The following is a 13,906-nucleotide window of genomic DNA, read 5'->3' on the forward strand; positions in this document are numbered from 1 at the left end:
ACGACGGATTCGTCCAAGCGGGCGTGTCCGTTAGCGCCGATGCGCGAGGGAGTCGAGAACGTGACCCGGTCAGCGGGCCCCGTCGACGACCGTCCGCGCCCCCAGCGGTCGCTGGAGCGTCACGGTCGTGACGAACTGCGCGGCGAGTTGGGGCTGGTCGCCGGCGCAGTTCGCGCCGGGCAGCTGTCCGACCAGCACGGTCACGGTGACCGTGCTCGTGGTCTCGGCGACGTCGACCCGGCCGAGCGTGCTGCACCGGGCCAGTCCGGCGGTGGTGTAGTGGATCACCAGCTGTGGTCCGTCGCCGGCCTCGGCCCGACTCCACCGGAGCGGTCGCTGATCGATGACTCTGGCGTCGGGCCGGGCCACGTTGGGCTGTCCGACCGGCCCGGACACGCCGGTCGAGGTGGCCGGGCCGCCGGTGGGCGGGCTGCTTGTGCTCATCGCCGGGCCGGGGTCGCTGACGTTGCCGTTGGCGGCGGTGCCGCACGCCGTCGCGGTGACCAGCAGTCCGAGCGCGACGGTCAGGCGGAGTGTTCGCATCATGCCTCCTGGACGTCGAAAGACCCGGTTCGGGTTGGCTCGCTCCGCCGACTCCTTCGTGATGTTCACGTATACGTCAATGGTGGCGCAGATGCGTCATATGGTTGAACTGGCCGGGCCCGGATTACTCGCGCTGAATGGGTGCACGTGTGCATTGTTTTCGGGGCAGGGTTTAGACCGGAGGAGTGGTAATCGAAACCGGCCACTGACAGGTGTGCCGCGGTGAAACTAGGCTAAAGCGTGCATTTCGACATTTCATGTCGCTTCTAATCAGGTGGGGGTTTCAATGCGCGGTGAAAGACGTATGTTCCATGCGTTCGCGATGCCCGTCGTGATCGCGGTCGGGCTCGCCGGGTTCGTGATCGGGGGTGCAACGCCCGCCGTCGCGGGCCCGCAACCGCTGGCTACGAAACAATCCGTTCCGGTCGGTTCCGGGCTGGTGCCGGTCTACGACCCGACGACCAAGGCGGCCGGCATGGCCACGCCGCAGGCGGCCGCCACCATCATCTCGGCGTACTGGACGCCGGCGCGGAAAGCCGCGGCCAGGCCGGCGCCGCTGGACACCGGCGCCGTGCAGACGAGCAGCGGTCGGCAGCCCCAGGGGAAGCCGCAGAACATCGCCGACCCGACGCGTCCGGCGGCGGACGCGTTTCGCCCCGACGTGGCATTCACCAATACCGACGGAAAGGTGTTCTTCCACGATCCGGTGGACGGCAATGACTATGTCTGTTCGGGCGGCGCCATCAACAGTGGAAAGCGGCGGTTGGTGCTGACGGCCGGCCACTGCGTGCACCGCGGTGGCGGCGGCCAGTGGATGCAGAACTGGACGTTCGACCCCGGTTATCAGTTCGGTGTCGGCACGCCCGGCAGTTTCCCGGCATACCAGCTGTGGGCGCAGACGTCGTGGATCAACAATGACGACCACCACTTCGACTACGCGTTCGCCATCACCCAGAACGGCTCGCACGGCGGCAAGCTGGTCGACACGGTCGGCGGCAACGGCCTGACCGTCAACCCGGGCCGCCCGTTCATCACGTTCATCGGCTACCCGGACAACGTGTCCAACACCGAGCAGCAGGCGAACTGCCAGGGGCAGCTGAGCCGGCGCAGCATCTTCAACTCCGACCAGCAGCTCAACTGCAACCTGGGCGGCGGCTCCAGCGGCGGCCCGTGGCTCCAGAACTACAGCGACGCCAACGGTCTGGGCTGGGCGGTCAGCAACACCTCCTACGGCATCAACCCCGATCCGCAGGGCCCGGTGTTCGGCCCGTACTACGACGGCGACACCACGAACCTGTACAACGCGGCCGAGAACGCCTCGCCGTGACCGACTAGCGGCACACCATGTCTGCCCACCGGGCAGACGTGGTGCGCGAAACTCCCTCGGCGGGCGCCGGCGTCGTGAGGAACTCCTCCTTGATCTCCTTCGGCCCGAACGGCCAGACGCGTTCGGCGCGGGCCCAGATCGGGAACGAGACCACGCCCACGACCACCCAGGACACCGACACGATCTGGGGACAGCGGGTCGGTCGAGAACCGCACGTAGATCCAGCCGACGACCGCGATGATCAGCGGCACCGAGAAGAGTCACATCTTGTACGGCCGGTTCAGGTTCGGCTGCCGTCGCCGCAGCACCACCACCGCCGCCGCCTGCGCCAGCGCCTGGACCAGCACGATGGCGGCCGCGAGCGCGTTGATCACCACGGTCAGCGGCAGCAGCGAGCCGACGGCGCTGATGACGCCCATGACCAGCAGGCCGACAGTGGGGAAGTGCCCTTCGGGTGCAGCCTGGTGAACTGGGGGAGGAACAGCTTGTCGCGGGCGGCCTCGTGCGGCACCCGCGAACCGGCGAGCAGACCCGCGAACACGGACGCGAAAGCCGTCACCACGATGAGCACGGTCACGATGTCGGCGGCCGTCGGGCCCCACGCGCTGGACACCGCGGGCGTCGCGATCGATGACGACTTGACCACGTCCTGCCAGGGCAGCACGCCGAGGATGCCGACCTGGAGCAGCAGGTACAGGCACATGATGCCGACGATCGATCGCGGCAGCGTCTTGCCCGGCCGGCGCACCTCGCCGCCCAGGTAGGCGCTGGTGTCGTAGCCGAGGTAGTCGTAGACCGCGAGCACGAGTCCGGCTCCGAGGCCGGTGAAGAGCGTGCAGGGAACTGCCGTGCGGCTCGGCCCGTGGGGGCAAGTTCTCTGCGCGGGCGGACACGGCGATGGGCGGGTCCTCTCGGGAAGGACCCGCCCATCTGTGCGAACCCGGTCAGCGCAGCGACAGGGGCAGGGACTTCAGCGAACGGAACTCCAGGTTGGTGTTCCACACCGGCTCGCCGGCCAGGCTGATCTTCGAGTAGCGGTTGAACAGCGCGGTGTAGAACCACTTCAGCTGGAGGCTGGCGATCTGCCGGCCGAGGCAGGAGTGCACGCCGATGCCGAACGAGAGGGTCTTGTTGCTGTTCGGGCGGGCCAGGTCGAACTCGTCGGGCCGCTCGAACATCCGCGGGTCGCGGTTGGCCGCGCCCAGGAACAGCGCGACGCACTGGCCCTTGTCGATCGTGACGCCGCCGATCTCCAGCTCCGAGTCCGCGAGCCGCCAGGTGAACTGGTTCGACGCGTTGAACCGGACGACCTCGTTGGCGACGTTGTCGGCGGCGGCCTGGCTGCTGCGGAAGAGCTCCACCTGCTCGGGGTTCTCCGCGAACGCCTTCATGCCGCTGCTGAGCGAGCCGGGCGTGGTCGGCGCGTACAGCGCGATGAGCAGCAGCACCAGCTGGTGGATGGTCTGCTGGAGCGTCGAGTCGGTGTTGGTCGGTGCGGCAGCCGCGAGCCGGGCGATGACGGTGTCCGGCAGCACCTTGCCGCGCTTGCCCTCGACCAGCTCCACCGAGTACGTGTGCAGGTCGGTCAGGTCCTCGAGCAGCGCGTCGAAGTTGATCGGCTGGTCCTGCGGGCCCGACCAGTACGTCATCAGCTTGTCCACGCGGGGCACGACGAAGTCGAGGTCCTCCTCGGGGACGCCGAAGGCGTGCACCGACGAGTGGTAGGGCATCTTCAGCGCCAGCTCGGACACGGCGTCGATCTCGGTCTGGCCCTCGGGGATCGAGGCCACCAGCTCGGCCGCGATCTTCTCGATGACGTCGCTGTAGAACTTGTGCGCCGCGCCGGTGAAGCCGGGCGCCGTCGAGCGCCGCAGCGAGTCGTGCACCGGCGGGTCGGTGTACATCATGACGTTCTTGGTGAACTGGTAGTAGATGTTGTCCGTCTGCACCGCGCGGCCGTCGAACTTCGCCTGGAGGACCTCCTCCATGCGGTCGGCCTTCAGCGACGGGTTCTTCAGCGCCTTCGCGCAGTCGTCGTACCGCACGACTGCCCAGGCGTCGAGCCCCTCGCACCAGTGCACGGGGTTGGTCTCGCTCAGCTCGGCGTACACGGGGTAGGGGTCCGGCACGATGCTCGGATCGGACAACGGCGATGCATTTACCATCGACACCATTGGTCGGCTCCATCTTCGTTACGGCCGGATCCAGACTCGACAGGTCGCGTTCAGTCCGACTGTGGGGCGGTACAGGGAAACAGGGATGTGGCTGTGAGCAGTCGTCACTTCGGAAGGCGAGGGCAGCATCGCCATTCACTGCGCACAACGCTAGTCGCCGGGATTTTTGGTTCGTTATCGGTGAGCCGGGGGTCCGCCCCGGGAATCGATAACAGGGCAAAGGTCCCTGTACGGGTCACGCCAGTGACGTGCCAGCCGGCAGGCCGTTGGTGTGCAACACTTCCTCGTCGTCGACGCCGTGCTCGTCGATACCGTGCAGCCAGTCGCTCTGGTACACCGAGTCCAGGTAGCGCTCGCCCAGGTCCGGTGCGATCGCCACGGCGATGCCCCGCCAGTCCGGGCGTTCGGCCAGCCAGCCCAGCGCGCCGCTGATCACCGTGCCGGTCGACCCGCCGAACAGGAAACCCCGTGCGGCCAACCGGTGACAGGTGCGGACCGTGTCCGGCTCCGGCACCGTGATGACCTCGTCCACATAGGACTCGTCCAGCAGTGCGGGCCGCACGCTGGTGCCCAGGCCCGGGATCGTCCGGGGGGCCGCCGGCCCGCCGAAGGTGACGGAGCCGACGCTGTCCACGGCGACGATCCGCACCCGATCCCTTCTGGCGCGGAAGAACCGGGCGCAGCCCATCAGCGTGCCGGTGGTGCCGGCGCCGACGAACAGCACGTCCAGATCGGGGAACTGGCTGAGGATGGCCGGCGCCGTCGACTCGAAGTGCGCCTTCCAGTTGTTCGGATTGGCATACTGGTTGAGCCACACGTACCTGCGGTCCGAGGCGCACAGCGCCCGCACGTAGTCCAGGCGCGCGCCCAGGAATCCGCCGTCGGCGTCCGGCTCGGCGATGACGTGCACCTCGGCGCCGAGCACCTCCATCATCCGCCGGGTGGCCACGTTGCACCGGGCGTCGGTGATGCACAGGAACCGGAATCCCCGGTTCGCGGCGATCACGCTCAGCGCCAGGCCGAGGTTGCCGGACGAGGACTCGACCAGCACCGAGTCCGGCGCCAGCCGGCCGTCCCGCTCCGCGGCCTCCACCATGCGCAGCGCGGCCTTGAGCTTGATCGACCCGGCGAAGTTGAAGCCCTCGCACTTCAGGAACAGCGAGCGCCCGAACACCGGCAGGAGGTCGACGTAGAGGTCCTCCTCGTTGAAGTCCTGCGGGGCCGAGATGATCGGCACGGTGTCACTCCTCCTCGGTGCCCGACCGCGCGCCGGGCCGGCCACCGCTCAGGCATCGCGTCTGACCGGCTCCGCCATGGCGACGACGATCTGACGGTGACCGACGTGGGGCTCGGTGCTGTGCGCGGTGCGGATGTTGTCGATCAGCAGCAGATCGCCCGCCTGCCACGGCAGGCTCACCGTGTGCGCCTCGTAGACGGCGTTGATCGTCTCGATGATGTCCTCGTCGATCGGGCTGCCGTCACCGAACCGCGTGGTGAACGGCAACCCGTCCGCGCCGTAGACGTCGACGAGGTACTCGCGGATCTCCGGCGCCATCGTCCACTCGTTGAGGAACGCGATCTGGTTGAACCAGCAGTCCACAACGGATGCCGGGTGCCGGACCACGGCCGGGCGACGCTGTCGGGTCCGCAGCGCCCCGCCCGGCGCCCACTCGAACTCGATGCCGTTGGCGCGGCAGTAACTCTCGACGCCGGCGCGGTCGTCGGTGCCGAACGACTCGACGAGCGAGACGCCCACCTCGCCGTTGTAGCTGCGCACCAGCGACCAGCCCTTGTCGATGAAACGGTTGACCACATCGGACGGCAGCTCGGCCAGCACGGCGGCGGCGTCCGCGGTGGCGGTCGCGCCGCCCGACGCCGGTGCGGCCAGGCACACCAGCGCCAGCAGGCCGGGAATCTCCTCGGCGTAGCTGAGCTCGTGGTGCATGCACATCGGCTGGTCGGCCGGCCACTGCGAGGACGAGTACACGCCGTCGGCGTAGCGGGACCGGGGAGCGAATGCCTCCCGGTCGGGCATGAGGTCGAGGGACAGCGCCCGGTAGGCGCCGGTGGCCGCCTCGAGATCCCGCAACTCCAGGCCGCGCACCAGTACCGCGCCGCGCTCGGTGACGGTCGCGCGCAGCGCGTCGCGATGTGCCGTCAGCCAGTCGTGGGCGGTGCCGTCGGCGCGCACCACGGCCCGGCCGCTCGGGTCCGTCTCGACGGACAGCGATGGGGCTGCCGATATCATGACTGGACTCCAGACGGCTCGGTCGACATCGTGTCGCAGACGGTAGTGATCACGCTTATTGTTGGGATATCGAGGAAGTCCACTGCTCCACCAGCCCCGGCGTTGCGTCCGCACGGCCGTCAGTACCGGCGCAGCTCGTGGAAGAAGTCGTCGATCACGGTCAGCTCGCCGGTCGCGCGCACGTCCTCGTAGACCTTGCGGCCGACGGCCAGGTCGAGCACGCCGAGACCGAAGGGCGAGAACACCACCGTGCCCTCGGCGGGGATGCCGACCGCACCGGTCATCACGTCGTACAGCGTGCCGGCCAGGAAGTCCCGGTTGCCGGTGAGCTGCTCGACCAGGTGCGGCGAGGTGTCGGCCTTGAGGCAGTGCTCGACGTCGTCGACGATGTTGACCGAGGACAGCAGGATCTCCGGCGCCAGGTCGCGCAGCGACACGTGCAGCACCACAGGGCCGTGCTCGAACCACGCCGGATCGGTCACGTGCGGCCGGCCGGCCACGGTCGCGAACACGATCAGGTCCGACTCGCGGATCAGGTCCTCGATCCGCTCGTGCACGGTGATCCGGCCGGTCTCGCCGGACTCCTCCAGGTGCGCCCGGAAGCCGTCGGCGTGCTTGGGCTCGGTGTCGAAGATCCCGACGTTCTCGAACGACCAGCCGGTGCCGGCGAGGAAGGTCCTGATGTAGCGGGCGATCAGGCCGGTGCCGACGATGCCGAGCCGGGTGGGCCGGGTACGGGGCCGGGTCAGCCAGTCCGCGGCCAGCGCGGCCGAGGCGGCCGTCCGGGTGGCGCTGATGATCGAGCTCTCGATGCACGCGAACGGGTAGCCGGTGCGCTGGTCGTTGAGGATCAGCACGGCGGAGGCCCGCGGCACGCCGGCCGCCACGTTCTCCGGGAAGCTGGAGATCCACTTGAGTCCGTCGACCCTGGTGTCGCCGCCGATGGACGCGGGCAGCGCGATGATGCGCGCCGTCGGCCGGTCCGGGAACCGCAGGAAGTAGGACGGCGGGTTGACCGTGTCCCCGGCGCCGTGCGTGCGGTACGCGTACTCGATGAGCTCGACGACGTCCTTCTCGGCGCCGGCGAGCGCCCGCTGGACCTGGCCGCCCGAGATGACGGCGAACGGCGGGACACTGAGTTCGGTCATGCTTCTGCTCCGTATTCGCTACGCGGTCAGCCGGCGATCCGGCGGTCGATGACGTCCGCGAGGTCGGCCAGCACCGGGTGCTCGGTCAGGTCCGGCAGCGACACCACGCGGTCCAGGCCGATCATCAGCCGGACCGCGGCCAGCGACGTGCCGCCGCGGTGGAAGAAGTTGTCGTGCCGGCCGATCTGCTCCTCGGCGATGCCCAGCACCGTCGACCACTCCCGGGCCAGCCGCCGCTCGGTGTCGGTGGTCGGCACCGCCCGGGACGGCGCGTCGTCGTCGACCTCGCCGGCCAGCCGGACCAGGGTCTTCTTGTCGGTCTTGCCGTTGCTCGTCAACGGGAACTCGTCGAGCACGTGGAACCGCGCGGGAACCATGTACTCGGGCAGCCAGCCGGCCAGCGTGGTCCGCACCGTCTCGGCCGTGACGTCGGCCGCCCGGTAGAACGCGACGAGACGGCTCGCGTTGCCCTCGCCGACGACCACCACGGCCGCGTCCCGCACGCCGTCGACCCGCAGCAGCCGGTTCTCGACCTCGTCGATCTCCACCCGGAAGCCCCGGATCTTGACCTGGGCGTCCCGTCGGCCGAGGTACTCCAGCCTGCCGTCCGGGCTCCAGCGGCCGAAGTCGCCGGTCCGGTAGAGCCGCCCGCCGTCCCGCGCGGGATCGGGCAGGAACGCCAGCTTCGTGCGCTGCTCGTCGTTGATGTAACCGCGCCCGACGCACACGCCGGCGGCCACGATCTCGCCCGGCGCGCCCAGCGGCACCGGCCGCAGCCATTCGTCGACGATGGTGATCAGCACGTTGTTGACCGGCGGGCCGAGCGAGATGCGGTCGCCGGTCGGCGGGCCGGCCAGCACCTCGTGGTTGGTGTCGTCCGAGGTCTCGGTGAGGCCGTAGGCGTTGACCACCTTGATCCAGGGGAAGCGCGCGAACCAGCGGCGCACCAGCTCGGCCTTGAGCGCCTCGCCGGTGGTGGACACGACGCGCAACCGCCCGAGATCGCCCTGCTGGCCCTCGAACCGGGCCAGCACCACGTCCAAATAGGACGGCACGACCTGGAGCACCTCGACCTCGCCGAGCACGACCTCGTCGACGAAGCGGTTCACGTCGAGCACCGAGTCCTGGCCGATGACGACGGTCCGGCCGCCGACCAGCAGCGCGGAGATCAGCTGCCACAACGAGATGTCGAAGCACTGCGGCGCGGTCTGGGCGACCACGGTGCCCGCGGTGATGGCGAGGTCGTCGATCTTGGCGAACAGGTGGTTGAGCATGCCGGCGTGCTCGCACATGGCGCCCTTGGGCTCGCCGGTCGAACCCGAGGTGAAGTAGATGTACGCGAGCTGATCCGCCGCCACGGGCACCCCGACGTCGTGCGTCGGCCCCACGTCGACACAGTCGTCGACCGCCAGCACGGTCAGCTTCGCGTCGGCCACCGCGGTGACCAGGGCCCAGTGGACCGGTTCGATCAGGGCGAACCGGCAGTCGCTGCGCCCCACCATGGCGGCGACGCGGTCGGCCGGGAAGTGCGGCTCGATCGGCAGATACGCGCCGCCGGCCTTGAAGACGCCGAGCACGCAGGCCAACCAGTCCAGGTTGCGGTCGGTGATCACCGCGACGACGTCCTCGGGCCGAAGTCCCTTGCCCAGCAGCGCGTGCGCGATGCGGTTCGCCCGCTCGTTCAACGCCCGGTAGGTCAGGTGTTCGCCCGCGAACGACGCGGCGACCGCGTCCGGGTGCTCGCGCACTCGCTGCTCGAACGCCTCGTGCGCGCGCAGATCCGGCAGGTCGCGGTGCGGCCCGGCCAGTTCACGCTCCTGGTAGGCCAGTTCCTCGGCCGACAGCAGGTTTTCCGCCTCCTGCGCGCCGTCGGGGTCGGCGACCATGGCCCGCAATGCCGCGAGGTGGTAACCGGCCAGCCGAGCCGCGTACGCCTCGTCGGCGACGTCGGTGCGGTAGGTCAGCCGCAGCCGGGCCGAGTTGTGGTCCAGCGCGACGCAGAGCACCGTCCCGTCCGGCAGCCGGTCCCGGGCGGCGCCGATCGTGTCCACGACCGTCTCGGCCGCCGGGCCGTCGCCGAACTCGGCGTTGTGCGCGGCGCGGATCAACTCCGACCAGGGCCCGTCGGGCACCGGCAGGTCGCACGAGGCAACCCCGTCGGCGACGGCCCGTCCGCACGACACCCGTGACTCGCCGGTCAGCCTGCGCAGCACCGCCGCGTGCGCGGCCAGCAGCACGGCCGAATCCAGCACTTCGAGTTCGCGCGCGAGCTTGCTCACCGCCGCCACGAGTTCGTCGAGCTCGCCGACGACGTGGTCGCCGAACTCGCCGGCGGAACGGTCCCGATCCGCGACCCACCGCGGAATCCTTGTCACGCCAGCCTGCGTCAGCGCAGTCACATGCTCCTCCAGCCACTGCGCGGGACCGGCGCGGTCCGACGCGGAAACACGGCACGAAGTGATCCGCCGAGAACGCTAGGCGGCGACGATTTCCGGTTGTTATCGGCTGCTTTTTCGCCAGGTGCCGGGCGTGAGCGCGGCTCAGTCCGCCAGGCCGCCCGGCACGAGCACCGGCGCGGCGTGACGCTTCGGGCTGACCGGCTCCGCGAAGTAGCGCGGCCCGCCCTGCTGCCCGCGCTGAGCGGCCTCGGGGTCGACGAAGAACTGCGGGCCGGTGGTCTCGGGGTCGTCGTAGTAGCGGTGGAAGACCGGAGTGAGCCCACCGGACATCGGCGGCACGATCCAGCTCCAGTCGACCGGGCAGCCGCGGCCCGCGCGCTCCTCCTTGGCCACGTGGGCCAGGAAGTGGCGCGATTCGCTGTGGTGGTCGGTGATCGTGACGCCGTCCTCGGCGTACGAATGCAGCACGGCGCGATTGATTTCGACCGCCGCCCGGTCACGCCAGAGCGTGCGGTCGTCCGAGGTGTCCAGACCGAGCCGCTCGGCGATGACCTCGAGCAGGTTGTAGCGGTCGATGTCGGTGAGGTTGCGCGCGCCGATCTCGGTGCCCATGTACCAGCCGTTGAACGGCGCGGCCGGATAGCTGACGCCGCCGATGTCCAGACGCATGTTGCTGATCGCCGGCACCGCGTGCCACCGCAGGCCGAGTTCGGCGAACCACGCGAAGTCCGGGTGCCGCAGCGGCACCTCCCGGATCACCTCGCGGGGCAGGGTGAACAGCTGCTGGCCCTCGTGGCGGGTCTCGATGAGCAGCGGCAGGATGTCGAACGCGCCCTGCGTTGTGGGCGGTTCCCAGCCCATCGCCGTGACCGTCGTGGTGAAACCGGTGTAGAGGGGGTCACCGACGACGGTGCCGTCGGGCTGGCCGTACCCGGCGTAGCGGATGAGCTGGTCGTTGTAGATCCGCGGCGCGGGCGCCTCCGGCCGGTCCGGCGCGAAGACGCTCATCACCGGGCGGATCTTGCCGTTGTTGGTGGCCAGCCGCAGGTGCTCCGCGCAGTGCTCGGCGATGCTGCTCGCGTCGCGGACCGAGCGCAGGTCCCGCACGCGCAGGCTCTTCCAGTAGAGCCGGCCGATGCAGCGGGCGCTGTTGCGCCACGCCACCCGGGCGCCGAAGGTGAGCTCGTCCTCGGTGTGCCGGTACGTGCCGGTCTCGTCGATCTCCGCGCGGATCCAGGCGATCCGGTCGTGGACCGGGCCGGCGTCCGGGTTCTCGGCGTGGAACAGTTCGATGAACTCCGCCGCCGCGGCGAGGTCAGTCACGTCGGTCCTCCCAACGGGAAACGCCTCGGCGGGCGTTGTCGATGTTGCCTCGGTTCGACGCTAGCCACTGGGAGTATTGGCCGAATATCGAGTCGCTTTTGGACGGTCGGCGGGGGCGCGGGTGCCGGGCCGATACCGAAGCGAAAACGGCCGGCCCTAGCCTGGCCCCGGGCTGCGGCGTGACTCTCGGGACGTCCCCGGTCGAAGGAGGCGTTGTCGGGTGGGTGTGGTGGTGGAGTTCGGCATTCTCGGCCCACTGGTGGTGCGGGTGGACGGCCGGCGCGTCGAGATCACGGCCCACCGTGAGATCGCGATCCTGGCCGCCCTGTTGTGCCGCGCCGACCAGGTGGTGTCCACCGACCAACTCGTCGACGTCGTGTGGACCGGCGACCTGCCGGCGAACCCGGCGAACCAGATCGCCATCTGCGTGCTGTCGCTGCGCCGCAAGCTGGTGTCCTTCGGCGCGCCGGCCGACCTCATCGCCACCCAGCCGCCCGGCTACCTGGTGCAACTCGGCGACGCCCGACTGGACACCAGGCGCGTCCAGTCGCTGACTGCCGCCGCGACCGCCGCCGAGGTGGCCGGGGACCGAGTGGAAGCCCTGGCGCACTTGCGGACCGCGGTCGATCTCTGGCGTGGCCCGGTGCTGCCGAGCCTGGCCAACACCAGCCTGGCGCCGGAGATCGTGCGGTGGGAGGAGCGGCGGGCCGCCTTGTTCGACCGCCGCGTCCAGCTCGAGTTGGACCTGGGGCGTCATCGCGACGTGATCGGCGAGCTGTCCGCGGTGGTGGCCGAGCAGGGGCTGCGGGAGCGGCCGCGGGAGCAGCTGATGATCGCGCTGTGCCGGGCCGGCCGCCCGTCCCAGGCGCTGAGCGTGTACCGCGTGACCAGGAAGATGTTCCTCGACGAGCTCGGCATCGAACCGAGCAGCCAGCTCCGCCGGCTGTACGAGGCCATCCGGTCCGGCGCCCTGCGCGGCGCGTGAAATCGCCGAGAAATCGCCCCAAAATGCGGTTCGCCTAACTTGCTCGGGGAACATCGGGAACTTCGCTGGGGGAGTGTGGCGCGCATGGTCAGGCCGCTGGGTGACGGCGCGAGTCCGACGTGACCCCTTCGCGCGCCCCGGGCCTTCCCGTCGGGGAGATCCGGTCGAGGGCCCGGGACGGCGTCCAGGCCGTCTTTCCTCCCTGTGACACCTATGGCAATGTGCTGTTCGGCGCGGCCGGAGTCGACGGATCCTCGGGCTATGTCGACGACATCGACGCCGCCCGGCTGGTCCCGTCGATATTCGTGCCGCAACGCCTGGAGAAGCTGATCGAGGTCGGCCGCGAGCCGATGCACGGCGACGTGTCGCTGGACACCACGATCGGCGGTTTCCGCGCGGCGATGCCCGTCTACGTGTCGGCGCTCGCCCCGCCGGTGGACGCGGCCGACGAACTCGGGTTGGCGCTGTGCCGACAGGCGGGCCGCCTCGGCCTGCCGATGGTGATCGGCCAGACGGTGCTGCCGAACTGCCACGACCGGCTGGCGCCCGGCGCCGAGCTGCCGGTGCTCGCGCGGATCCGCTCGTACGTGGCGGAACTCCCGGCCGGCTACGGCGGGGTGGTGGTGCAGCAGGCCGCGCAGGACGCCGACACGGAGATGTGGCAGCTGGTCTACCGGGATCCCGCGGTGCGACCGCTGCTGGACAGCGGCCGGCTGGCGCTGGAATTCCGAGTCGGGCAAGGGGCGGCGCCGGGACTCGGCAGCATGGCGGTCGTCGCCGACGGCACGGTCGGCGAGTCCGCGTACCGCCACCTGGTCGCGCCGGCACACCGTCCGGAGCAGGCGGTGTGGGCCGGCAATCCCGGCACGGTCACGGGGGAGATGCTGCGGGAGCTGATCCGCCTGATGCGGGACCGCTTCCCGCTGGCGCGGGCGTGGATCAAACTGCCGCCCGGCCGGGACGTGCTGGAGGCCGCGCTGACGGCGTGGCACGGTGGGGCCGACGCGGTGACCGTGGACGGCGGCGAGGCCGGCACCGCATGGGCCCCGTACCGGTTTCTCGACCACGTGGGGCTGTCGCTGGGGGACTGCCTGCGGCGGATCGGCCGCCAGTCCGCCTGTCTGCTCGTGAGCGGCCGGATGTGGGAGGGGACCCGGGCGGTCAAGTCGATCGCGTTGGGGGCCACCGCGATCGGGCTCGGCCGGGCCGCGGTGCTGGCCGTCGAGGAGGATCCGGCGGAGGGACTGGTCCGACTGGTCCAGTGCCTGGAACTGGAGATGCGGCTGCTCATCAGCGCGATGGGCAAGTACTCGCCGCGCACGCTGGACGTCACCGACGTGCAGTGGCCGCACTGCGCGGGCTGCTGAGAAGCGCGTGATAACTGGGCGATAGGGGCCGTTCCCTAGCCTCGGCGCAGAGTTCGAGTTCGAGAAGCCGAGGAGTCGGGTGATGACCAATCCGTTCGAGGTCGAAGACGGTACCTACCTGGTGCTGGTCAACGACGAGGGGCAACGCTCGCTGTGGCCGTCCTTTGTGGACGTTCCCGCCGGCTGGACGGTGGCCCACGGCGGCGACACCCGCCAGGCCTGCCTGGACTACATCGAGCGGACCTGGACCGACATGCGTCCGGCCAGCCTGGTCGCGTTCATGGAGGCCGCGGCGCGGGACTGACTCCGCGGCCGATACGCGGCGGATAACGCTCCGAAAGTCCACGTCCATACCGTGTCCCGGAGATGCTCGGCGGTCCGGCACGGCCCGC

Annotated in this window: 13 protein-coding genes and 1 pseudogene; 4 read left to right on the top strand and 10 right to left on the bottom strand. The window is 70.0% G+C overall.

What is annotated here, in order from left to right:
* Positions 1-69: 69 nt before the first annotated feature.
* Positions 70-543, bottom strand: a complete 474-nt coding sequence (locus BCF44_RS21390; RefSeq protein ID WP_147328571.1) for a hypothetical protein — start codon at positions 541-543, stop codon at positions 70-72.
* A 322-nt stretch (positions 544-865) separates the two neighbouring features.
* Between BCF44_RS21390 and BCF44_RS21395 the strand changes: the two genes are divergently transcribed.
* Positions 866-1,870 (top strand): trypsin-like serine peptidase, encoded by a 1,005-nt coding sequence (locus BCF44_RS21395; RefSeq protein ID WP_147328572.1) that lies wholly within the window; start codon positions 866-868, stop codon positions 1,868-1,870.
* Between the two features lie 4 nt (positions 1,871-1,874).
* Here the strand turns inward: BCF44_RS21395 and BCF44_RS57675 are convergent, their stop codons facing one another.
* The 9 genes and pseudogenes from BCF44_RS57675 to BCF44_RS21430 all read right to left on the bottom strand — a co-directional run bounded on the left by BCF44_RS57675 (position 1,875) and on the right by BCF44_RS21430 (position 11,162).
* Positions 1,875-2,045, bottom strand: a complete 171-nt coding sequence (locus BCF44_RS57675) for a hypothetical protein (RefSeq protein ID WP_246015364.1) — start codon at positions 2,043-2,045, stop codon at positions 1,875-1,877.
* Positions 2,046-2,130: 85 nt separating this feature from the next.
* Positions 2,131-2,289, bottom strand: a complete 159-nt coding sequence (locus tag BCF44_RS57680; protein ID WP_246015366.1) for a hypothetical protein — start codon at positions 2,287-2,289, stop codon at positions 2,131-2,133.
* Positions 2,250-2,693, bottom strand: a pseudogene (locus tag BCF44_RS57685) (APC family permease); the annotation flags it as partial. The gene BCF44_RS57680 and the pseudogene BCF44_RS57685, both read right to left, overlap by 40 nt.
* Before the next feature lie 121 nt (positions 2,694-2,814).
* Positions 2,815-4,044, bottom strand: a complete 1,230-nt coding sequence (txtE, locus tag BCF44_RS21405; RefSeq protein ID WP_246015370.1) for a 4-nitrotryptophan synthase — start codon at positions 4,042-4,044, stop codon at positions 2,815-2,817.
* Positions 4,045-4,279: 235 nt separating this feature from the next.
* Complete coding sequence (gene sbnA / locus BCF44_RS21410; RefSeq protein ID WP_116176139.1) at positions 4,280-5,281, bottom strand: 2,3-diaminopropionate biosynthesis protein SbnA; 1,002 nt, start codon at positions 5,279-5,281, stop codon at positions 4,280-4,282.
* Between the two features lie 48 nt (positions 5,282-5,329).
* On the bottom strand, positions 5,330-6,292 hold the full coding sequence (locus BCF44_RS21415) for a TauD/TfdA family dioxygenase (RefSeq protein ID WP_116176140.1): 963 nt from the start codon (positions 6,290-6,292) through the stop codon (positions 5,330-5,332).
* Between the two features lie 119 nt (positions 6,293-6,411).
* Positions 6,412-7,440 (bottom strand): 2,3-diaminopropionate biosynthesis protein SbnB, encoded by a 1,029-nt coding sequence (sbnB, locus tag BCF44_RS21420; protein WP_116176141.1) that lies wholly within the window; start codon positions 7,438-7,440, stop codon positions 6,412-6,414.
* A 26-nt stretch (positions 7,441-7,466) separates the two neighbouring features.
* Positions 7,467-9,839: a non-ribosomal peptide synthetase gene (locus BCF44_RS21425; RefSeq protein WP_211353138.1), complete on the bottom strand. Its 2,373-nt coding sequence runs from the start codon at positions 9,837-9,839 to the stop codon at positions 7,467-7,469.
* Positions 9,840-9,980: 141 nt separating this feature from the next.
* The gene (locus tag BCF44_RS21430) at positions 9,981-11,162 is read right to left on the bottom strand and encodes a nitric oxide synthase oxygenase (protein WP_116176143.1); all 1,182 of its coding nucleotides are present in this window, start codon (positions 11,160-11,162) and stop codon (positions 9,981-9,983) included.
* A 220-nt stretch (positions 11,163-11,382) separates the two neighbouring features.
* On the opposite strand from BCF44_RS21430, the gene BCF44_RS21435 reads away from it, so the two are divergent.
* The 3 genes from BCF44_RS21435 to BCF44_RS21445 all read left to right on the top strand — a co-directional run bounded on the left by BCF44_RS21435 (position 11,383) and on the right by BCF44_RS21445 (position 13,818).
* Complete coding sequence (locus tag BCF44_RS21435; RefSeq protein WP_116176144.1) at positions 11,383-12,147, top strand: AfsR/SARP family transcriptional regulator; 765 nt, start codon at positions 11,383-11,385, stop codon at positions 12,145-12,147.
* 119 nt (positions 12,148-12,266) lie between these two features.
* Entirely contained in the window at positions 12,267-13,514 is a 1,248-nt protein-coding gene (locus BCF44_RS21440; RefSeq protein ID WP_116176145.1) for an alpha-hydroxy-acid oxidizing protein, read from the top strand.
* Positions 13,515-13,596: 82 nt separating this feature from the next.
* Entirely contained in the window at positions 13,597-13,818 is a 222-nt protein-coding gene (locus BCF44_RS21445) for an MbtH family protein (RefSeq protein ID WP_116176146.1), read from the top strand.
* Positions 13,819-13,906 lie beyond the last annotated feature (88 nt).

It is taken from the genome of Kutzneria buriramensis (genome assembly GCF_003387475.1).
Classification (GTDB): domain Bacteria; phylum Actinomycetota; class Actinomycetes; order Mycobacteriales; family Pseudonocardiaceae; genus Kutzneria; species Kutzneria buriramensis.